Origin of the sequence: Clostridioides mangenotii TR (assembly GCF_000498755.1) — a bacterium.
GTDB classification, from domain to species: Bacteria; Bacillota; Clostridia; order Peptostreptococcales; family Peptostreptococcaceae; genus Metaclostridioides; species Metaclostridioides mangenotii_A.
This window is the reverse complement of sequence record NZ_AXUS01000006.1, coordinates 96,528-117,705: the sequence shown is the minus strand read 5'-3', so window position 1 is coordinate 117,705 and position 21,178 is coordinate 96,528. Positions and strand designations below refer to the sequence as shown.

Here is a 21,178-nt window from a genome sequence, read left to right as displayed (position 1 = left end):
AAAATATATATTTTGTCAATCAAATAAATATATAAAAAACCCTAAGTAGAAGTTTCTACTTAAGGTCTAATATTCTCAATTGCTCAACATTTTATACGATTTTTACAAATAGCACCACTTATTCTGGAACTATCATCACTATGCAATTTGCTTGTTTTACCACACTAGCTGTAACCGAACCTATCATTCTAGTTAAACCTTTTTTAGTGGATTTTGTCATTACTATATAGTCGGAATTATCTTCTTTGGCTTTTCGTATAATTTCATCACCTGGGTATCCAAATGTAAAGTGAATTTTCACTTCATAATCACCCATTATATCTACGGCTCTATCAAGTATTCTTCTTCCCAATGCTTCAGAATTTTTTATCTCTTCAGCTAAAGATATACCATCTACAAATACCAACTCTTTTACATTCATAATCTCTATTATAACTTCGTTTTTATCAAATATGCCTTTTATAAATTCCAGGGAATGCATACTTCTCTCTGTTCCATCTATTGGCACCAAAACTTTCTTTTTATTCATATTACACATCCTCCTGTCTAAATTTATTTTTATATATACAAGTATTATATTAAATATTAACTATATTGTTGTATATCTTATCTTAATTTTATATCAGTTGAATTTTGATGTCAATATATGCAAAATACAGTTAATTTAAATATAATTATAAAAAGCAAAATATACTTTAATAATTAAAAAAAGTTGCCTATATAAATTTAATAATAGTTATCATTTCAACTATTTTGTAAATTTATCTTTTATTCTTTTTATTTCTATATAAAAAAGGATATTACTAAATTTTACTCAGTAATATCCTTTTATTTTATAATGTGTTTATAATTATTCTATTATTATTTTATAATCTTTATATCCATTTGACTCTATAACTACTTCGTCATTTGTAGTAAGTGAATTATATATATCTATTCCACCTGAATAGTTATTCTTGTACCCAGCTGTTGGTTGAAAATCTGTAGTCATATTTATCTCTGATCCATTTATACTTACAGATGTTATATTGTCTCTCCAATAAGAATCACTTGAATTGAAAGAATAGTTTTCATTGTAACTGTTATATTTTATCTCTACTTTATTGTCTAATAACTCTACGGTATAATTATAGTCTACATATTTACCAGATTTAACACTTAATTTATCTCCAAGGTTTAACTTTTTAGTTATCACTATTTCACCATCACTAGTTATGTAGTCACTGTCTTTGGATAATAAGCTTCCATTTAAATATACTTCAACATCTTTAGACCAACCAGATTCATTGTGTTTGAATTTATAATAGCCACTGCTAATAATTGATACACCTACAGAATCAACACTCTTTTTAGGAACAGTATATACATAGTTTTCGTAGTTATTTGACTCAAAAGTTATTACATCACTTGAATTTATACTAGCCGATAAAACTACTTTATCGCCTTGCTTCGACCACTCTGAAGAACCCATACTTTTGCCATTTAATTTTACATCTGTTATATCATTTATATATTTGGCATCCGATTTAAATGTATACTCTCCCATTACACTTTTTGATGCTTCAATATTAGGCACGCTTATTTTGTCGCCATGTATCTTTACTTTTGTAGAGAAGTTCTCATACCCGCTGGATTTCACTGTTATAGTATATCCCCCAACTAGCTTAAAGTTTTCACCATCAACTTCTATAGAATAGAAGTTATCACTAGAGTTTGTAAATTCTACTTTATTATTATTTACCAAAACTTCTTCAATTTTATTTTGATAATCATTATTAAAAACTTTGGCTACGTCAATAACTACTCTATCATTTGGCTTATATGTATTTACTTGATTTAGCTTTACATATTCTGGCACTTCTTTTAAATTTAGACTTTCTTCATCCAACTTGCTTGGTATGAATGTTGCTATTGTATCTTTATATCCATCTGCAGTTGCAGTTATAGTGTACTGTGTGTCAAGATTTATAAATAACTTAGATTTAAGTACGATAGTATCACCATCATAATAAAAATCTCCTTTATTTCCTCCTGACTGGCTATCGCTAAGAAGTGACTTTCCATTTATGTCTAACCCCTTAAATTTTTGTTTAATTTCTTTATCTAAAGTCACTAATATATTGTTTTCTCTATCTCTTTTTATATTTATATCGCTATTTTCTTTAGATAAATCAATTTCTAATTTATTGTCCTTATATCCTTCTGCTGTTACTTTTATCTTGTTTATTCCATAATTAAATTCACTTGTATCTTTTATAGTTATTTTATTGCCTACTATAGAATATTTTGACTTCGAAAGTATAGAGTAATCTGTAGTATACACATCTATTATTTTTTCTAGATACTCTTTATCGCTTTCTTCAAAAGTTATTACTATATTATCATCTACTTTTTCTATGGATGTCTTAGGTGCAAATTTCAGATTTTCTTGAGTATATGATTGCAGTTCACCTAACAGACCATCCTCTAATACATATTTTACGTTATAAGGCTTATTTACATAATCACCTGATTTTTTATTATAATACTCTTTAAATGTCATATATTCTCCACTTACTAACGCTTCATTAAGTGAATTTTTATAATTTTTATAATCTAATACTTTTTCTGATTCATGTATTAGTATTGCATCTTTTGTGACCTGTGACCACCAAGACAATACAGCCTTTGACTCATCTGTCTCCTGACCGATTTTTTCAAGTATCATAGCATTTGATAACAGATCGAAGTCATATATCAGATTAGCTCTAATAACAGTTCCTCCACCAGATTCGCCTCCACCTGTACCAGTGCTCGCACTTGTAATTGCATCTAAAGACTTAGTTTTACTACCGCTAGATTTTGAATTAAACCCTTTTCTACTTGCATCTTCTAAGATAAATTCTCTTTCAAAATTCTCATATCCATGTGCTTTAACTGTTATTTTATGCTTCCCTGGAGTTAATTTCTGTTTGCATTCATTTTCTAAAGTTACTAAATTCGATACTATGTGGTATTCTACTGAATCTCCCTGTAACTTTTCTCCATCCAATAAAACTTCATATATCGGATTTTCTATTGCATAGTTAAAATCTTCTAATTCAAATAGCAAGTCGCTATATGCTATATAATTATAGTTTGGCGATAAATTAATTTTTCCAGCTTCTTTAACTGTCTCAATTTGGATTTTTATATCATCATACCCTGTAGCCTTGATATTTATAATATGTTTACCATTCAACCCATCTATCGCAGTTGATGTACCCTTTATTATTATTTTTCCCTCATCTAAAGAGTACTGTAGCTTTGCAGAAGTGGATCCATTTGAATAAAACTTCTCTACACTATGTATTTTTTCTTTCCAATCAGCTGCATTTTCATGTGCAGTATCATAACTTATAACCACATCTTCGCCAATTTTAGTCTTTTGTGAAGTCAATTTTGGTATAGTGTTATTTGTATAGTCCTTTTCCCCTAAATCAAACGTTGTCTTTTTTGGATCAAATCTTACCTTTCCATATTTATCATAGTTTGTCTGATGATAATCGAATACGCTAATTGGCCCAGATGCTAGTACCTTATCCGGTGATTCATTATTTATAACTCTGCTTGACTTATCTTTGTCCTTATTAAATGTTACAGTGTCTACTATATCTTTAGATGAATTTTCTTGAGTTGCTTTTATATCTATTTTTTCTTTTGGATTTACCTCAAACTTTACTATAGTTCCTTCCGTATCAACAGCTGTAGGAGTTACTTCTTGCCCGTTTAAACTAAACTTTGTGCTATTTATATCTCCCTTTTTTAAGGATACTACTGCATATCCTGTTCCCTCTATATTTAACACTTTGCTTTTCGATTCATTTATAAGTGAATTTTCTGGTGTTACTGGCGGCTTTTCAGTATTTCCGCCTCCGCTATTATTTCCACTATTTGAGCTACTACCACCTGAACCAATAGTTGATGAATTATTTCCTTCAATTACTATTACCTGTGATCCTGTAGGTTTATTATTTACAGTTCCTTTGTTTACTATTTTTACATTGTCAGCATCGTTTACAATATTTTGTATTGTTCCATTATTAATTATAGTAATTCCTTTTGCTGATTCTCCTATTTTTACATCTGTTATACTACCGGTACTATTTATATTAAGCTTGCCAACTCTCTTAAGTGTTAAAGTATTCACTTTACCATTAACATTAATCTCAGTATTTGGCATATTTAACGATATTGATTTATTATTATTATTCTCTATATTTATTTTTATTGCTGCCTCTGTTTCTATAAGTAAATTTTCATCTGCGCCACTTTTAGGTTTAAAATTTACTATATCATTAGCATCACATTTTTTAATAGTTTTTTCTAACTCTTTTGCATCTTCTACAGTATAATTAATAGTATTTTGTGATAATTTTAACTCATCAAATGCAGTCTTGTTACTCCCACCACCTACTTGTGATATTGTTTCAAAACTCTTACTATTTAATACTTTCTTTTGGCTAGTTGATAATTTGTCAGAAACTATCACTACTGGTGATTCATTTTTAGAAGCTAATACCCCTACTGTTAATGCATCTATTAAATGGCCCTCATCTTTTATACCATCTTTTGTTACATAAGCATTTTTTAAATTAGTAGATTTATAAAATTCCTCTACTACTTTTGCATTAGTCTCATTTCTATTTTTACCACCTAACCTTACTGTATTTTGCAAACTATTCATTAAAGAATTTGATATTGCACTTTCTCCACCAATTACATAAGATCTTTTTATATCTTCATTTTTTACAAACTCTTCAACAACTGAACTTTTACTTGCTGACTCTGATAATAATATAGGAATATTTTTTTGTGCTGCCGCTGAACCAACACTTACTGCATCAGCTAAACCTTTATTTCCATTTACTAAAGCTATTTCAGATACATCTTTTATACTATCTAAATTTTTAGCCAATTCTAGTGATGTTTGATATCTATCAGTTCCTGATATTCTCACGATATTGCTTATTCCTGATGTCTTTATCTGAGCTTCTACATCTTTGCTTATCGAGCCTTCTCCACCTATTATGTATACTTTTTTTGCACTTAATCGTCTCAGTTCTGATTTCGTTCTATCATCTAATTTTTCTTTCTGAGTTAATAATATAGGTGCATTTTTAGCTTTTGCAAACGGCGTCGCACATAACGCATCAACTATAGAGCTTTCATTTACAATTATTACTTCATCAGATGTTTTCCATCCATTTTGACTTACTTTAACGGCAGTCTCCCATCTACTTTCACCAACTAAATTTTCTACCTTACTATCTGCATATGAAATATTAGTATTTACAGCCCCTCCGACTAAAGTCATAGTTAATAATAATGCTATTTTTTTTGGAATCTTCATATCTATGTCCCCCTTAATAAATATAGTTTATAACATACATTTCACACAATTGATATTGATTACCATTATCTTCCATTTGTAATATTATCATATTTCATTTACACTGTCTATCATTTTTGATATTAATTTTCATTATCATTTAATAATCAATGATTTATAAGTTTAAACGTTTATAAATCATACTTTTTAAATTTTTATAAATATTCTATACTTCAAATAATAATTAAATTTTTGCATTGTTATTATCATTTACTTTGACTTTTTCTCATTTATCTACATCTATTCTCTGTACACAGTATAGATTAACCTAATTTCAAATCTAATGTTTATTTATATATAAGCACACAAAAAACATCTTGTAATATTTTATTTAACTCATAATTATTAACTTTAGAAAATAAAACTTATGAAAAATTTTATTATATGGTAGAATGATGATTGTTCAAAAAATAAGAAGGAGTGTGTAATAATGCCACAAAATAAGAAAGAAGGTTTGTTTTTCACAACGATAGTTTGTTTTTGTATGGTTTTGGGGATGAGCTCATACAATCTATTGATACATAGCCAATTTACAGTTCAAAATTTAATAATAGGATTTATCCCTGGATTTATAGTTGCATTTTTTATCGATATAGTAATTGTTTCAAGTACTGCTAAAAAAATTGCATTTTCACTATCTATCAAAAAGGATAATAAAATCCATTTAGTCATTGCTATTTCGATATGTATGGTATTAGGAATGGTTACTTTTATGTCTATGTACGGAGTGATTATGCAATTTGGATTTACAAATAATTTTATGCAATTGTATATAGCTACATTTGCTAAAAATGTTGTAGCTGCATTACCGCTGCAATTGATTGTTGTTGGTCCTCTTTGTAGATTTATCTTGTCTAAAGTGCAGGTTAGACAAATTCTCTCAATATAGAAATGTTTACTTATGAAAAAAAACTAACACAATTACATAATTTATTTATTTATCTTACTCTCGCTAAAAAAATAAATAAAAGCCATAGAAATCCCTTATCTAAAGGACTTCTTTGGCTTTATTTTTTATTATCAATTCTTACTATTTAAAACAAAAGATTCTCTTTTATGTCTATCGTATACTCACATTTATTCAATATCTCTTTATATAATTTATTAATTCATTCCTATTCATTTGTTAGATCGTATGAAATGCATGAAGGTTTACCAGTTCGAGGATCTGTTGCAATCATAGCATCTATATTAAAAGTCTCTTTTAAAACCTCCTCAGTCATAACTTCTTTGGGAGTTCCGTGGTGAATAATCTGGCCATCTCTAATAGCTAGCATATAATCCGCAAATCTAGCTGCAAGATTTAAATCATGTAAAACCATAGCCACTGTGCACCCTTCCTCCCTGTTCAACCGATGTAAAAGCTTTAAAACTTCTAGTTGATATGATAAATCTAGGTATGTCGTAGGCTCGTCCAATAAAATCAAATCCGTCTGTTGTGCCAATGCCATTGCAATCCAAACTCTTTGGCGCTGACCTCCCGACAAACTATGGACCATTATGTTTTCTAATTCTGCAAGTTTAGTAGCTTTAAGCGCCCATGCAACTACTTTTTTATCCTCTGAGTCCAATTTTGAAAATCCTTTTTGATGAGGAAATCGTCCATATGACACTAATTCTCCGACAGTAAGTCCTCCTGGAGCTTGGGGTGACTGCGGTAATATCGCCATCTTCTTAGAAACTTCTTTGGTAGTCAAACTCGTTATATCATCTCCATATAAATGCACAATGCCACTCTTTGGTTTTAAAATACGCCCTATCGCTTTTAGTGCTGTAGATTTTCCACATCCATTTGGTCCGATAATTATAGTTATTTCTCCCTTTGGGATTTTTATATTTAAATCTTTAACTATCGTGATTTCATCATAAGCGATAGAAAGATTATTCGTTTCAATACTATACATCTATATCATCTCTTTCATTGTTATTTCCCTTTAATCAGTAGATAAAGTAGGTACGGAGCTCCAATAACTGCAACTGCGATCCCAGTTGGGATTTCTGTAGGTTGTAGTAAAACTCTTGCAATTGCATCCGCTCCAGATACCAATACAGCACCGGTGAGCGCACAAGTAGGAAGCAATATATTGTGTTTAGGTCCTACAATCTTTCGTGCCAAATGTGGTGCTAGTAGTCCTACAAAACTTATACTACCACTCACTGCAACACTTGATGCCGCTAATGCCACCGACGCTGCAAGTAGCCCTCGACGCTCTTTTTCAATATTTACACCAAGCCCTCTAGCTACATCGTTATCTAAATCCAATATATTTAATACATTGGATTTAGACATAACATATGGTATCAACAATAAAAGCCAAGGTAGAAGAGCCCATACAAATTTCCAATTACTTCCCCAAATACTTCCAGCTTGCCATGAAGCTACAAAATCAAACTGAGTTTCATCCAATTTAATCACTAAAACAGTTGTCAATGCAGAAATACCTGCCTGAACAGCAACTCCATTTAATACAAGATTAAACGAAGAACTTCTTCTTCTCTTTCTAAACGCTAGGAAGTAAATTAAAATCGCTGTAAGTCCAGCTCCGATTAATGATAAAAATGGAAGAGTGAATATAGAAAGAAAAGACTGAGATCCAAAGAACATAACATATAGGATGACCACTAAACCAGCCCCTGCATTTATACCTAACAGTCCTGGATCAGCAAGATCATTCTTTGATATATTTTGTATTATGCATCCAGACATTGCTAATCCAACACCAACAAGCATAGAAAGTACTATACGAGGCATTCTGAAACTAAATAAAATCAGCTTCTCCTTCTCTCCCCCTCCACCAAATAAAGTACTTAAAGTATCAAGTGGTGAAAGTTTTACATAACCTGTATTTAAGCTGACGACAATAATAAGTAGAAGTAAAATAGCAAACCCAATAATTACGCTGGTATGAAAAGCAATTTTTTTATCATATTCTTTATTTCTATTTTGCTTTATCATTAGTTCATACTCCTTTGTCTATTTGCCAGATATAAGAAAAATGGAACGCCAATTAGAGAAATAAGAGCCCCTACAGGTGTTTCGAAAGGTGGATTTATCATACGAGCACATAAATCCGCCAACACCATCAAAATTGATCCCAACACTGCCGATGCAGGTATTATCCTTCTATAGTCAATACCTACCAGAAACCGAGATATATGTGGGATTATAAGACCTACAAATCCTACAGCACCCACAACAGATACAGATGCTCCTGCAAGTATAAGTACGACAATGGAACAAATAACATTAGTAAGTACAACATTTAGACCTAATCCTTTTGCAACATCCTCCCCTAGACTCAGCATAGATATACGAGGTGATAGAATAACCGATCCTAATAAAGATGCTACAATACAAGGTGCCATTATTTTTATCTGACCCCAATTGGAGCCAGCAACTCCTCCAACCGTCCAAAACATCATGTTTTGAGCAACATCAAATGTAAGCCCTATCCCTTGGCTAAGAGAGGTTAATAGCGCATTGATAGCTACACCTGCTAAGACTAATCTTGCAGGTGTAGCTCCTGCCCTCCTCATATATACAACTCCATTTACTAGTAATGAGCCAAATGCTGCCCCTAAAAATGAAAGCATTATAATTTCTAAATAACCAACATCAGGATAAAATGCAAAACAAATTGATAAAGCAAACACTGCTCCGGCATTGATTCCCATAATACCGGCTCCGCCAATGGATTTTTTGTCATACCCTGCATTATAGCTCCTGAAACAGCAAAAGCTGAACCCACTAATGCACTTGCAATAACGCGTGGTAGCCTCAAGTCTACTATTGTTAAATGAATAGAATTATCACTGTCAAATGATAATAAAGCATCAAAAATAATATCAACGGATATATTTGTAGACCCCTTAGTTATCGAAAATAACATAATCAGTACCAATAAAATAGATCCGAATAAAACTATCATCCAATATATCATCAATTTATAATTTTTATCTCTATTAATTTCTTTACTATTCTTTACCCCTTGAATTGGCTGCTCTAAATCTTTAATTTCCTTCATTTGATAAACCGTCTCCTTTTACCCTTTTACAGCCTACACATGACTTATATATACTATTTTTCCTTTTATAACTTAGCTCCTAATATATTACTCTAAATGTATTACTCTTGGAACATATTTACTAGTTTTTCAGATGTTAATCTCATTGCAAGGGGCCCAAACGTATTTAATGAATCATCAAAGTAAACAACATTCCCATTTTTAACAGCGTCTAAATTATTCCAAACAGATGAATTTCCTTGAGTTTTTACGAATGTTTTAGCCGTTTCTTCAAAATCCTGGAAAATAATATAATCTGGATTCATCTCAGCAACAGCTTCTAATGACAATGTTTCATAATCATCTGGATATCCCTCTGGCTTACTTATTCCAAAAGTTTCGCAGTAGTTTTTATTTGCGCGCGTTATAAAAGATTTACCATCAGTACGGAAAAGTGCAACTGTTTTATCACTGTATTTGCTTATTTTTTCTTTAGATGAAGAAATTATCGATTCATTTTCTGTTATAAACTCATCTGCTTCTTTTTCTTTTCCTACAATCTCAGCACATGCAAGTATTTGATCTTGCCAAGAGAAAGTGTGGTCTATTTGAACCACTGGTGCAATAGCCGTCAATTGATCGTATATTTTATCCAAATTAATATGTCCTTTAAATGTTACAATAACATCTGGTTTAGATTCTAAAACAGCCTCTATATTTACTTCTCTAGCGCTACCTAAATCAATAATATCAGCTTTTTCACTATATCCTTGTAGCGTCTCCCACTCATCCAAAACCTTCATTGCATTCCCCGTTGTAGAGCCTGCAGATGCTGTAGGCGGTATCCCTAATGCTAAAAAGTGCTCTAAATACATAGTATGAAGGAGTGCAATTCTTTTAGGCTCCTCTTTGAGAACAACTTCATTTCCAGCTGAATCAGTAATTGTCCTAGGCCATGTAGATTCCTCGGTATTACTAGCATTTTTCCCTTCGTTATCCTCATTTGTTACTGAGGGTTTACCAGAGCAACCAGTCAATAAGCCTGTTACAATTATAATTGAGACTAACAGCCCCATTATCTTTTTCATTATACTTACCTCCTATAAATCTATATTTTGTCCTAATAGACGTTATAGATAAGTCTAACAAAATATATTTTATATTTGAATACAAGTATCCTGAAACTTATATGGATTATTCCTGAATTCTTTTCTAAATCCGCTTGGAGAAACCCCATATCTATTTTTAAAAATACGACTAAAATAAAGTGGGTCCGAATAACCAACACTTTCTGATACTCTAGCTATAGATGCATTACACGAAATAAGTAAACCCTTAGCGCGGTTCAAGCGATACTCTATAAGATAGTCTCCAGGTCCCATACCCGCATATTTATTAAAAACATAAAACAGCCTATTCTGATTGACATTATTTTGATCAGCCAATCCTCGAACAGTAAGTGAATCCATATAATTATCCCTAATATACGCAGATACACTATCAAATAAACCTCGTGCAGCATCTTCTCCCTTATTCGATCCACATACAAAAACCTCTTCCAATGCACATCGAAATAACATTTCTGCCTGAAAGGTCGATATAGTACTTCCTTTATTAAAGGCCCTCCACATTCTCCATAATATTTCTATAAGACGTGGACTTTGTCCTATGTTTAGCTCAAAATGCATATTTTGTAGATAAACATTTTTAGCATCAGCTGAATTAATATCGTACAGTACAGAAATGTACTCCCACTTGTCACTTCCGACAACTCTCTTATCAAGCCTCATATTGGCGCCCCCATGAATTACTTTTCCCGAACCTACTATGTATGAGGTACCGTTAAAGTGATACTGTGCCTGACCACTAATCGGAAAAATAAAACCTGGAAAAGGTGCTGATTGTTCTAATCCTGCCATTCCTGGCTCTATTTTATGATGGTATACACCTTTAATTTGAATAGAATTTTTAATATAATGTTCTACAAGTTCTTCTGCTTTTATTTTCATTTTCGCACTCCTTTAATCTAAACATTTCTAGCTATATAAACCAACTAAAATGTATCAAATATCTATTCCATTATATATATAACGATAATCATTATCAAGTTCTTCCTATTTGTAATTATAATTTTGTTATACTTTTGTATAAAATAAAAATATCTTTGATCTATATTTACATAATAATCACATGCTCAGAGATGTATATATTCTAACATTATAAACGTCTATATTATTGTAAAAGATTTGCATACCTCAATAATCCTTACCCCTAATCTCAAATACCTAATAGTTAATTAGAAAAAAGGTTACTATTTATCAAAAAAATAGTAACCTTAAAGTTTAATCAATTATTTCAATAAAATTGGCAAAAATGCAAATACATCAAAAACTATATGGACTGTTAAAGTAACCCAAATCGAATTACTTTTTTTAAATAGGTAATTTAATACTAATCTACTTGGTATAATGGTTACTAAACATTGTAATAAATTAAAATCATAAGAAAATAAATGCCATACTGCGAAGAGTATTGAACAAAATAATGTAGCTTGCCAAAATTCCCAATTCCACTTCTTCCATGCTCCATAAAGAATACTTATACTCAATAGTTCTTCACCTAAGAGCATGAATGGAATGTTTTTGATAACGTATGACCAAGATAATACTCCATTTATACTGTTTGCAGTATGACCGCCGGAAATAGTTGCCCAAAATATACTAGAAACTGTACCCACAATTATTAAAGTAGGAATCCCGACTAATAACCATTTGAAACTAAAATGCATAAACCATTCAAAAAACTTTGTTTTCAACATTAGATATGCGATTATTCCCATAATAACTGCATTGAAAAATGTACCTAAAATTTCGAGTAGAGTTAAATTGGAAATTACAATTGGTAAACTTTGATATAAAATACCAGTTATTATAGCACCCAAAATTAAGATAACCCCTTGCTTTTTATTACTAAGTGAATGGTTCATATTTTATTCCTCCTTTAATACAAATTAAATTAAAACAATATTTGATATGTCAGTATAACATAAAAAATATTTAAATAATATATTGTTTTGATTAAAGATAATAACCGACACCTAATATATACAGTTTCTATTTCACTATTAAGTATCATATTTTATATCGATTCTTGAAACCTCATACTACGTCAAATTAAAATCCTAAAGTGAATCTCTTCAAGCTCGGTCAGCTCAAGCTCTGTTTTACAATATGCAAAAAGCTTATTAAAGTTTTTTATCCTTTAATCGTCCTGAATAACCTTTATATCATAGATATACTCTCTATGTACATCATCTATAAGCACGCAAAAAACACCACCAAGCATATTTTTATAGTAACTCGCTATATAAACATACTTCAGAGGTGTCGTAACCAGCCATTTAACAACTAAATATTAGATTACCTTATAGTAGCTCTTAAACTAACCTTAAGAACCTTGCCTAATCTCTCCCATAATAAATAAAGTTAACCAGTCTATTCCATTATGTAATCAAGTTACTTAGCAACTCTCTTCCCAATTTGAAAGTTATCGAGCTCTAGGTCTACCAGTTGTATTACCTGTTCTTCTAGATACTCTTATACCTTCTTCATCCATTGGCATAACCCCTATAACTAGTATTTCCATTGCACTTTCATTTCCTTTTAGTATCTCTATTATTAGCTTTTCATCAATCTGTGCCAAATTCTCATCCCCCTTTCACTTATATAACGAGTTGCGTTTATAAAAGGTTTTATTTTTTTATAATATATTTTACTATTTACTTTAAAAGGCAGATTGCTCTGCTTTTTTGATTGCCTTTTGTATTCTTTTAATCTTTATATATTTATATCTAATTGCTTATAATCCAAAAACGGTGGGGATTTTAATTTGATAAATGTACTCTCTATAGATATAATCTATAATCACAAAAAACACCTCCAAATCATATTCACATACATTATGCAAACATGATTTGGAGGTGCCGTATATCTTAACTCTCCAACGTACGTCGCAATTAAAGGCATAAATATATACCTTAACTAAACTACCTGTACGTACATCAATACAATTTTAAACACTATCTCAAAAATATACCTTAACAATCGCTTATCTTACATAATTTATCAAAATACAAATCTTTGTGATTATTGCAACTACTAAGTAATATCGACTTCTACTCCATTTCCCAGTTATGGTAGATATCTTGAACATCGTCATCTTCTTCAAGCATCTCTATAAGTTTGTCCATAGCTTTAACTTGACCTTCTTCAGATAATTGAGAAGTCGTTTGAGGGATTAATTTTATATCCGCACTTAAGAATTCGTATCCTTTTGATTTTAATTCATCTCTTACAGCGTTAAAATCTTCTGGAGCTGTCACTACTTCATATCCTTCTTCTTCTGTTAGGAAGTCCTCTGCTCCTGCTTCTAGTGCTGCATCCATAAGTTCGTCTTCACTTACTTCGCCTCCAGATGCTATAAATATTTGACCTTTTTTATCGAACATAAATGAAACACAACCAGAAGTACCTAAATTACCACCGTTTTTATCAAAGTAGAATCTCACGTTTCCAGCTGTTCTATTTTTATTATCAGTTAAAGTGTCTACAATAACTGCTACTCCACCAGGTCCGTATCCCTCATAAACTATGTTTTCATAGTTTTCTCCAGCGCCAGCTCCTGCACCCTTTGCTATTGCTCTATCTATGTTATCATTCGGCATATTGTCTGCCTTAGCTTTATCAATAGCAGTTTTTAGAGTCGCATTGTACTCTGGATCTCCTCCGCCTTCTTTAGCTGCAACAGCTATAGCTCTAGCGTGTTTTGTAAATATTTTAGCTCTTTGGGCATCTTGCTTGCCTTTTCTGTTGATAATATTTCCTATACGTCCCATAATACCACTCCTTATACGTATAATTAATTATTCGAATCGTAAATATTGTATATTTAACTCCATTGTAGATTTTATCACATATCTTATTATTAGTAAATTAGAACTTAGGAGGTTTTGCAGGAGTAGTCCTTTTATGCTCGCTAGTGCTGTGTAACCTATTTATAATATCTAGGTCTTTTTGTGGAATTCCTTCTGTTTTTCCATCAACTATCGCATCTATTTTGTCATATGTTGTTCCCATTTCATTTTCATCAGTTTGACCCTCCCAAAGACCTGCTGATGGTTTTTTATTTATAAGGCTCTCTGGAACACCAAGTTCCACTGCCCACTCGTAAACTTCCGCTTTAGACAGATTTGCAATAGGAAGAATATCCACTCCACCGTCTCCGTACTTAGTGAAGTATCCAGTATATAGCTCAGCTGAATTGTCAGTTCCTACAACTAAATATCCTAGATTATTCGCAACAGCATAAATAGTGCTCATTCTAAGTCTAGCTCTTAAGTTTGCATCAGTAATTCTTAGGTAATCTTCCTTGAATAAATCGTTTTCTTTAAGACTTTCAACAACCATTTGTAAAATATTTTCTTGTGGATCAAGTAAATCTAATTCTAAATGTTTTATATCGCATCCGTTAATTACTTTTAAGGCATCTTCCATATCAACTGCACTATTTTTTATATCCATTATTACTCCTAATGAGTTCTGTGGACATGCCTTTTTTATCAAATAAGCAACCACAGCTGAATCTATTCCACCAGAAACTCCAACAATTAGGCCTTTAGAATGTGATTCCGATACTTTATCTTGAATCCATTTTACAGTACTGTCTATCTGTTCTTTTCTTGTGCTCATCTCTATTCTCCTCTATGATTATCATCTATTTTTATAGTCATATTATATCATAAATTTTGACAATCAATACTATGTATCATCGTTAATATGCTATCAAATAATCATTAATATTTTTATCTATACATAATAGTAATATAATTGTCACTTTTGGGCAATTTAAATAATAGGTGATTAAATGAAAAATATAAAAATTAAGGATACAGAATTTAACCTTAAAAATACACTTATAGGACTTTTTTCTGGATTTGTAAATGGGTTATTTGGTTCGGGAGGCGGAATTTTACTAGTTCCTATATTTAATAATCTAGTAAATACTGAGGAACATAAATCTCATGCCACAGCACTTGCAATAATTTTCTTTTTGACTACTACGAGCTCAATTTTTTATGTGTCGTCTGGAGTTTACGATACAAGCCTGACAATTAAAGTAGGTATCGGAAGTATTATAGGGGGTTATATAGGGGCAAAACTTCTTTGCAAGGTTAACGGTAAGTTTCTTAGAATTACTTTTGGATCAATTATGATTATTGCTGCTTTAAGGATGGTGTTTTAGATGATGTACAGTCTTATAGGTTTTTTTGCTGGAATTATCGGTGGTATGGGTCTTGGAGGAGGAACGATTTTAATTCCAGCATTAGTTCTTTTAGCCGGAATAGATACTAAAATTGCACAGAGCACAAACTTACTTGCATCAATTCCCATGACTATAGTTGCTCTTTTTATTCATATTAAAAATAAAAATGTAATGATAAAACTTGTTGTTCCTATAGCTTTATTCGGAATACTTGGAGCTATGTTTGGATCTTTGCTTTCTACCCATATTAAAGCAGCACTTTTAAAAAAATTATTCGGTATTTTTTTACTTATTGTTGGATTAATGGAAATAAAAAAAGGTTTTTCAAAAACATAAGTTTAAAGTTTATTGAATCTATTTCATACTTTTTGCTAATCTCTAAATTACTATAAAATAAAAAATAGAGTGAGTAAATACAGCTATATAATAAAATTATATATATAACTGTATATGCTCACTCTATTTATATCGGCTCACACGTCTACTTAATTATAACACCATTTCTCTGACAAGAAAAACTCTTCTCCTAGCACTATTTCACATTTATCGCTAGTTATATCCACAATTTTCGTAGTAAATCCTTCAACATCTTCAAGTTTTGAATATACAAGAATGTTTACATTATCCTCATATACGATATCTTTTATGTAAAATCCTAAATTCATTATCTCATTTTGAACTCGCCCTAATAATGTATAATCTAAACCGATCTTGACTTCTTGGTAAAGGACCTTATCTATAATTTTACCTGCTTCTAATCCTATTTTTGCTCCCTTTGTGTAAGCTCTAACAAGACCTCCTGCTCCTAATTTAACACCTCCGAAGTATCTAGTTACAACGATTACTACATCCCTCAGATCTTCTTTTTTTATAACCTCTAAGCTTGGTATTCCCGCTGTTCCCTGTGGCTCTCCATCGTCGCTATAACGTTGAATATTCATGTTTTCTCCAACAGTATAAGCCCATACATTGTGAGTAGCATCTTTATGCTTCTTTTTTATCTCATTTACAAATTCAATCGCTTCTTCTTCAGACTTTACAGGTTTTGCATACCCTATAAATCTTGACCTTTCTATTTCCACTTCATCCATTCCGTATTCGTGTAGAGTTTTGTAAGCCATAGTTAACTCCTATCTTCCATTTTACAAAATAAAAGAGAGGAATAGATCCCTCTCTTTTATTTTGTCTGTATTTTTAGTAAGCTATGTTCTCTTTTTCTGAGACTAGCCTTTTAAGATCTTTATATTTTTTATATGATATTTCAACTAATGCTTTTTCCTTATGGTGAGTAATCATTTCTAACGCATCTTTAAGCTTGTAAAATCCACCTTCACTAAATTCAGGAGCAAGTACACACTTCGTATCTTCCGCTTCCATTACATACCACATAATCGCGTTGCATACCTCTTGTTGTCTACTTCTTGAGAAAAATTCATACATTGTGTCACCAGCAACATCTACCATAAAAGCTGCGATTCCAGTTTCATGTTTAACCCTTTCGACAGCACTTTCATAAGGCAGACCTCCACCGTTGATTTTACCCTTTGGCAAAGTCCACTCTCCTCTGTCGTTTTTTAATAACAGTACTTTATTTGCGTAAAACACTACTCCACCTGCACAACGTCTAACTATCATTTCTAACCCCTCCCAAATAATTAATAGTCTTGATTTTAAGAGACACATTATGATTAGCATTAGTAAGTTATATTAAATTTTATGTTGTTCTAAGGTATTGATTGCTTCATCATATGCTCTCAATACATAATTTTTTTCTGAGTTTCTATTTAGCGACCTCAAACGTTTCAAAATCTTTAAGCTGAGTTCATCGCCAATTTCTGATAATGCTTTAGCTGAGTACTGTCTAGTCTGAGCGTTTGAATCGTAAAGACCCTTTTCTAAAAACTCTTTACTTTCTTTAGATCCTATCTTCCTAAGGGCTGAATAAGTTATTCTTCTAACATCTGAATGTCTATGATCTGTAAGGTGATGAAGCAAATTTAAAAACTTACTGTCTTTAAGTTCACCTGTCGCCCATATCAATGATATAAGATCCTCAGCATTTTTTTCTTCTGTGATTCTTTTAAAGAGCTTTCTCTTAAAGTATAACATTTTTTCATCATCTAAGCTATCCATAAAATCAAGTCTGCTAGATTTATCTAACTTCAAAAACTCATCAAGTATATCCTCTTTAACTTTGTCACTTTCCTTGTGAGATGCTCTAATCATCAGCTTTGCCTCTATTATTTGCTCTTTGACTTCTTCTTGTGATATGTTTCTAATTTTACTAATTTGTGGAACTGTCTTCGATTCTTTGTATAGAAGATATGTTATAAAAAAATCTTCTATTACATCTATATTCTCCCAAGATATTCTCACTTTTCATTACCTACTTCTCTAAAATATAACTTTGGTAAGTATTAAAATCTTTCTCATCTAAACTTACGTTTACTTCTATACCGCTATCAACATATTCGAAGTTGTCTATAGTGTATTTATTTTTAAGTTCACTGAATATATTAGCCTTATCATACGGAAGTAGTAAATTTACTTCATACATATCATCCATTAAAGCTTCTTCTATCATGTTCATCAATTTATCCATATTTATGCCTTGTCTTGCTGAAATATACACTACATCTGGTTGATTTTTTGGATATATATCTAGCTCTAATTTATCTACTTTATTGTATACAAGTATCTGTTTCTTATCTTCTATGTCCAATTCTTTAAGAACTTTATCAGTTGTCTTTTGTTGAATTTCAAAGCTTTCATTCGTAGCATCAATAACATGTAGTATTAAATCCGCATACTGAACCTCTTCAAGAGTCGCTTTAAATGCTTCAATCAGGTCGTGTGGGAGTTTACTTACAAACCCAACTGTATCGACAACTAAATATTCTTTTTTATTTGGCAAACTGGCTTTTCTAAGAGTTACATCTAGTGTTGCAAAGAGCATATTTTTTTGGAAAACTTCTTTATCTTGATGATAATCTTTATGTGTCTTTATTAATTCGTTAAGAAGAGTCGATTTTCCTGCATTAGTATACCCAACTAATGCAACAATTGGCGTTTTTGACTTCTTTCTCTGAATTCTCTGTGTTTCTCTATTTTTTCTGACAAGCTTAAGCTCATTTCTAATATCTGACTGTCTATTTAGTATATGTCTTTTATCTACTTCTAGCTTCTGCTCACCAGGGCCTCTTGTACCTATCCCAGCTCCAGTTCTACTCATTTGTCCTCCCATTCCATAAAGTCTAGGAACTCTGTATCTAAGTTGGGCCAATTCCACTTGAAGTTTACCTTCTTTACTCATCGCTCTCTGTGCAAATATATCTAGAATCAATGTAGTTCTGTCTATAATTTTAACTCCAACAGTATCTTCAATATTTCTTATCTGAGACCCAGATAGCTCGTCATTAAAAATAACAATAGTTGCTTCTAGAGACTTTGAGTAAGCCGCTATCTCCTCGATCTTTCCCTTTCCCATATAAAATGCTGCGTCTATAGATTGTTTATTTTGAATTAAACTCCCTACAACTTCCGCTCCTGCTGCTTTAGCAAGTTCTTCTAGCTCTTTCATAGAATCATTTATATCTATATCATCACTTCTTTTAAGATTTGTAGTCAAATTTAAACCTACAAGCAATGCCTTTTCGTGCTCTTTTTCTAATAACTCCATCTTTTCCATACATTCACCTCTCAGCATTCGTTATTCTTTTACTTATTTGATAATTATAACATTAGATTTATTGTTTTGAATATATATACATATATATCTTGAAATAATTATTGTATAATATTATTATCACCATTAATCGTTTTGCTATAAATCTATTTGGTATATTTTTAAAATAATTTAGGAGGAATTATGACTGATAATTATAAATTTTTTAATCACAAAGACTGTGAGTACTTTCCATGTCACAAAACAGATAAACCAGAAGAGTTTAACTGTCTATTTTGCTACTGTCCATTGTACGCTTTAGGTGAAAAATGTGGAGGTAATCCCAATTTTACAGAAAACGGAATAAAGGACTGTTCAAAATGTATGTTGCCACATAAAAAAAGTAATTACGAGTACATAATGAGCAAATTCCAAGATATTGTTAAAATTGCAAACAAAAAGTTTAGCTTTTTATTACAATCTTTGAATCCTTAATTTTTTATCTTTTTAATTACAATAATAAAAAATCTCTCCTTAATTACAAACTTAAATAAGGAGAGATTACCAAAAAGGGCGAAAAAATTGAACTAGCCATGACGATCTAGTCAATATATTAACCTACTCTCCTTAATTTAAGCATTACAAAATCAAACCTGTTGTATACCACAGATTTAATCCCTAATAATACTTTAAATTAATAAAATAGATTATATATTCATGACCTCAGTTCATCCCTTTCTCTTAACATATTGAATTTCAAACATATTATAGCAGATTTTTAACTATATGTCTAAGTTAATTTGTATTGGGCTTATTTTTTTAGTTAACTGTTAAATTTTATGCTAAATGTAAAAGTAAATACTTACAATGAAAAATTATTCTTGTTCAAAAAACTCTTTTGCGGACACTACTTCACCTTTTACACTGTTTAAAGAATTTTGTTCTAATTACAGTTCTTTTATGTAAGCATTTGAATTTCTAAGTCTACTCACTAAATTGTGCTCATCTCTATCGGCATGTTCAGCTGTTTTAAACGCTCTGTACACTTTCAATCGAACTGTAATCATTGTTTTTTTCTTCTCTTATTGCTATAACCATACATCCTGCTAAGAATAAAATTTAATTTTCTGATTTATTTTTAAGTGATTTATAAGATAAATATAGAAATATACTTGTAAATAATATGAGCGCTAATATCATCATTCCTGCATGAAAGAAAAACTGTTCTGGTAACATTGTAATCACAGGATCTAAGGCAGGATCAAATATCCAATAATTATTGTTAAATAATAGCTCATGGAAAATCACAAAACTTTTTTCAAAATTTATTAAAATAGGGATTGCTACTGCTATAGGCATTACTATCAAAGATATAGATGTTATTTTTAATATATCTATATTTTTATTCTTTATACTGATTATTATTCCGATTATACAAACTACTACACATACGTAGAATAAATTTAAAACATTTTGTATTATATCTCTAACTTCCTCGAAATGGATTTTTCCGAACTCAGATGATGGTAGAGTTGGCAATTCAAAACTACCTACTTTTTTATCGAGGTTGTAATCTATCAGGTAATTGTAGTTTAACTTTATATCGGCTTTAGTCATTCCAGACATCTCTTCTATCTTTAGTTTATCAATATCGTAGTAATAGAGTTCTTTAAAGCCGACAGTAACCCTTACAGCCGCTCCTATTATCAACAAGCTAAAAAATATAGAAAAAACTATATTTAAACCTTTTTTCAACTCTTTCACCATCCTTTCTACTGT

At 31.1% G+C, this 21,178-nt stretch carries 19 protein-coding genes and 1 pseudogene; 4 read left to right on the top strand and 16 right to left on the bottom strand.

The window, feature by feature from the left end:
• Positions 1 to 118: 118 nt before the first annotated feature.
• Both T473_RS0104785 and T473_RS17165 read right to left on the bottom strand, forming a co-directional pair.
• The gene (locus T473_RS0104785; RefSeq protein ID WP_024620881.1) at positions 119 to 529 is read right to left on the bottom strand and encodes a universal stress protein; all 411 of its coding nucleotides are present in this window, start codon (positions 527 to 529) and stop codon (positions 119 to 121) included.
• A gap of 321 nt (positions 530 to 850) precedes the next feature.
• The gene (locus tag T473_RS17165; protein ID WP_024620880.1) at positions 851 to 5,371 is read right to left on the bottom strand and encodes a cell wall-binding repeat-containing protein; all 4,521 of its coding nucleotides are present in this window, start codon (positions 5,369 to 5,371) and stop codon (positions 851 to 853) included.
• 469 nt (positions 5,372 to 5,840) lie between these two features.
• Here T473_RS17165 and T473_RS0104775 point away from each other — a divergent pair, with 469 nt between their 5' ends.
• Positions 5,841 to 6,299 (top strand): DUF2798 domain-containing protein, encoded by a 459-nt coding sequence (locus T473_RS0104775; RefSeq protein WP_024620879.1) that lies wholly within the window; start codon positions 5,841 to 5,843, stop codon positions 6,297 to 6,299.
• A 226-nt stretch (positions 6,300 to 6,525) separates the two neighbouring features.
• Here the strand turns inward: T473_RS0104775 and T473_RS0104770 are convergent, their stop codons facing one another.
• From T473_RS0104770 to nadE, 9 genes and pseudogenes are all read right to left on the bottom strand, one after another.
• The gene (locus tag T473_RS0104770) at positions 6,526 to 7,314 is read right to left on the bottom strand and encodes an ABC transporter ATP-binding protein (protein ID WP_024620878.1); all 789 of its coding nucleotides are present in this window, start codon (positions 7,312 to 7,314) and stop codon (positions 6,526 to 6,528) included.
• 20 nt (positions 7,315 to 7,334) lie between these two features.
• Positions 7,335 to 8,366, bottom strand: coding sequence for a FecCD family ABC transporter permease (locus tag T473_RS0104765; protein WP_024620877.1), 1,032 nt, complete (start codon positions 8,364 to 8,366; stop codon positions 7,335 to 7,337).
• Positions 8,366 to 9,300: pseudogene (locus T473_RS16235) on the bottom strand (FecCD family ABC transporter permease). The gene T473_RS0104765 and the pseudogene T473_RS16235 overlap by 1 nt, the downstream one beginning before the upstream one ends.
• Positions 9,301 to 9,536: 236 nt before the next feature.
• Positions 9,537 to 10,502, bottom strand: a complete 966-nt coding sequence (locus T473_RS0104755) for an ABC transporter substrate-binding protein (RefSeq protein ID WP_024620876.1) — start codon at positions 10,500 to 10,502, stop codon at positions 9,537 to 9,539.
• A 69-nt stretch (positions 10,503 to 10,571) separates the two neighbouring features.
• Entirely contained in the window at positions 10,572 to 11,423 is an 852-nt protein-coding gene (locus T473_RS0104750; protein WP_024620875.1) for a helix-turn-helix domain-containing protein, read from the bottom strand.
• A 341-nt stretch (positions 11,424 to 11,764) separates the two neighbouring features.
• Entirely contained in the window at positions 11,765 to 12,400 is a 636-nt protein-coding gene (locus T473_RS0104745) for a CPBP family intramembrane glutamic endopeptidase (RefSeq protein WP_024620874.1), read from the bottom strand.
• Between the two features lie 560 nt (positions 12,401 to 12,960).
• On the bottom strand, positions 12,961 to 13,116 hold the full coding sequence (locus tag T473_RS18845; protein ID WP_200865877.1) for a hypothetical protein: 156 nt from the start codon (positions 13,114 to 13,116) through the stop codon (positions 12,961 to 12,963).
• Positions 13,117 to 13,588: 472 nt separating this feature from the next.
• Complete coding sequence (locus T473_RS0104735; protein WP_024620873.1) at positions 13,589 to 14,308, bottom strand: YebC/PmpR family DNA-binding transcriptional regulator; 720 nt, start codon at positions 14,306 to 14,308, stop codon at positions 13,589 to 13,591.
• 97 nt (positions 14,309 to 14,405) lie between these two features.
• Positions 14,406 to 15,161 carry an NAD(+) synthase gene (nadE, locus tag T473_RS0104730; RefSeq protein WP_024620872.1) on the bottom strand — a complete coding sequence of 252 codons (756 nt, stop codon included), beginning with the start codon at positions 15,159 to 15,161 and terminating at the stop codon, positions 14,406 to 14,408.
• Between the two features lie 175 nt (positions 15,162 to 15,336).
• On the opposite strand from nadE, the gene T473_RS0104725 reads away from it, so the two are divergent.
• Both T473_RS0104725 and T473_RS0104720 read left to right on the top strand, forming a co-directional pair.
• Complete coding sequence (locus T473_RS0104725) at positions 15,337 to 15,714, top strand: sulfite exporter TauE/SafE family protein (RefSeq protein ID WP_024620871.1); 378 nt, start codon at positions 15,337 to 15,339, stop codon at positions 15,712 to 15,714.
• Complete coding sequence (locus T473_RS0104720) at positions 15,715 to 16,071, top strand: sulfite exporter TauE/SafE family protein (RefSeq protein ID WP_024620870.1); 357 nt, start codon at positions 15,715 to 15,717, stop codon at positions 16,069 to 16,071.
• Between the two features lie 149 nt (positions 16,072 to 16,220).
• Here T473_RS0104720 and T473_RS0104715 read toward each other — a convergent pair whose 3' ends face one another.
• From T473_RS0104715 to hflX, 4 genes are all read right to left on the bottom strand, one after another.
• Positions 16,221 to 16,856 carry a YigZ family protein gene (locus tag T473_RS0104715; protein WP_024620869.1) on the bottom strand — a complete coding sequence of 212 codons (636 nt, stop codon included), beginning with the start codon at positions 16,854 to 16,856 and terminating at the stop codon, positions 16,221 to 16,223.
• 73 nt (positions 16,857 to 16,929) lie between these two features.
• Positions 16,930 to 17,370, bottom strand: coding sequence for an NUDIX domain-containing protein (locus T473_RS0104710; RefSeq protein ID WP_024620868.1), 441 nt, complete (start codon positions 17,368 to 17,370; stop codon positions 16,930 to 16,932).
• Positions 17,371 to 17,442: 72 nt separating this feature from the next.
• Positions 17,443 to 18,111, bottom strand: a complete 669-nt coding sequence (locus tag T473_RS0104705) for a HEAT repeat domain-containing protein (RefSeq protein WP_024620867.1) — start codon at positions 18,109 to 18,111, stop codon at positions 17,443 to 17,445.
• Positions 18,112 to 18,121: 10 nt separating this feature from the next.
• Positions 18,122 to 19,423, bottom strand: a complete 1,302-nt coding sequence (gene hflX / locus T473_RS0104700; protein WP_024620866.1) for a GTPase HflX — start codon at positions 19,421 to 19,423, stop codon at positions 18,122 to 18,124.
• Positions 19,424 to 19,603: 180 nt separating this feature from the next.
• Here hflX and T473_RS0104695 point away from each other — a divergent pair, with 180 nt between their 5' ends.
• Complete coding sequence (locus T473_RS0104695; protein WP_024620865.1) at positions 19,604 to 19,894, top strand: cysteine-rich small domain-containing protein; 291 nt, start codon at positions 19,604 to 19,606, stop codon at positions 19,892 to 19,894.
• A gap of 624 nt (positions 19,895 to 20,518) precedes the next feature.
• On the opposite strand, the gene T473_RS0104685 is transcribed toward T473_RS0104695, so the two are convergent.
• Positions 20,519 to 21,154: a TIGR01906 family membrane protein gene (locus T473_RS0104685; RefSeq protein WP_024620864.1), complete on the bottom strand. Its 636-nt coding sequence runs from the start codon at positions 21,152 to 21,154 to the stop codon at positions 20,519 to 20,521.
• Positions 21,155 to 21,178 lie beyond the last annotated feature (24 nt).